This is a genomic window from Aeromonas popoffii (assembly GCF_000820025.1).
Taxonomy (GTDB): domain Bacteria; phylum Pseudomonadota; class Gammaproteobacteria; order Enterobacterales; family Aeromonadaceae; genus Aeromonas; species Aeromonas popoffii.
Map to the genome: position 1 here is coordinate 1 of NZ_CDBI01000031.1, position 1338 is coordinate 1338.

The following is a 1338-nucleotide window of genomic DNA, read 5'->3' on the forward strand; positions in this document are numbered from 1 at the left end:
AAACACGCCCCACAAGGCCGCGGGACCGGCAACAATCGTAATGGCTATTCCACCAAGCGCCTAAAAGGGCAGCACGGGGAGGTCACCATCCAGGCCCCTCGTGACCGTAACTCGTCCTTCGAGCCTCAGTTTGTCCGCAAGGGCCAGTCCCGCCTGACCCAGATGGACGACCAGATCCTCGCCCTCTACGCCAAGGGCTTGAGCACCCGGGATATCGTTGACGCGTTCAAAGAGATGTATGACGCCGACATCTCGGCGGGGCTGGTATCGAAGGTGACCGAACGCGTCATCGAGCAGGTCCACGAATGGCAAAACCGGCCGCTGGATCCGCTCTATCCCATCGTCTATCTGGACTGCATTGTGCTGAAGATCCGCGAGAACCAGCGGGTGATTAACAAGTCGCTCTATCTGGCACTGGGCATCAATATGGAGGGTCACAAGGAGCTGTTGGGCCTGTGGCTGGCCGAGACCGAAGGGGCAAAGTTCTGGCTGTCGGTCCTGACCGAGCTGAAGAACCGTGGCCTGGAAGACATCCTGATTGCGTGTGTGGATGGTCTCAAGGGCTTCCCTGATGCGATTGCTGTGGAGTATCCGCAGACCAAGGTTCAACTGTGTATCGTCCACATGGTGCGCAACTCGCTGCGCTATGTCTCCTGGAAGGACTACAAGGCGGTGACGGCGGAGCTGAAGCAGATCTACCAGTCTGCGACGGAACGTGAGGCTCAGCAGGCGCTGGCGGCCTTCGGCGAGCGCTGGGATAGCCAGTACCCGCAGATAACGCGCTCCTGGCAGAGTAACTGGGTTAATCTGATCACGCTGTTCGATTATCCCCCCGCCATCCGGAAGGTGATTTACACCACCAATGCGATCGAGTCACTGAACAGCGTGCTGCGTAAAGCGACCAAGCAAAGGAAGCTCTTCCCGACCGACGACTCGGCGCTAAAAGTGGCGTTTCTCGCGATACAGCAGGCCTCCAAGAAATGGACCATGCCGATCCAGAATTGGAAGCTTGCCCTAAATCGTTTTATTATCGAATTCGGTGATCGCCTGAACGGTCACCTGTAATGGAGTGGGCAGTTACACAGAATTATTTACAGGCTCGTACTCTTTCCTGCTGACGGTCTGGGCGCTGACGCCCTGGCGGTTACTGTTCACTTTATGCCTCCCACACTTGTTCTCTGTCGTCGTTCTATTCCTGCATCCATTCCGGCATGGCCATGCGCTTGGGTAATCCCTCGGGAATAACCACTCAAAACAAAGTGGGCCGCCACCACGGATATGCACAAAGGCGCCCCAGCCCTTTGTGAGGGCTGGGGCGCGCTTGATAAAAATAGTGAT

At 56.7% G+C, this 1338-nt stretch carries 1 protein-coding gene; it reads left to right on the forward strand.

Annotated features, from left to right (window positions below):
* Positions 1-1065 (forward strand): IS256 family transposase (locus BN1129_RS06550; protein ID WP_042035327.1); only part of this gene is annotated, 1065 nt, incomplete at its 5' end.
* Between the last annotated feature and the right edge of the window lie 273 nt (positions 1066-1338).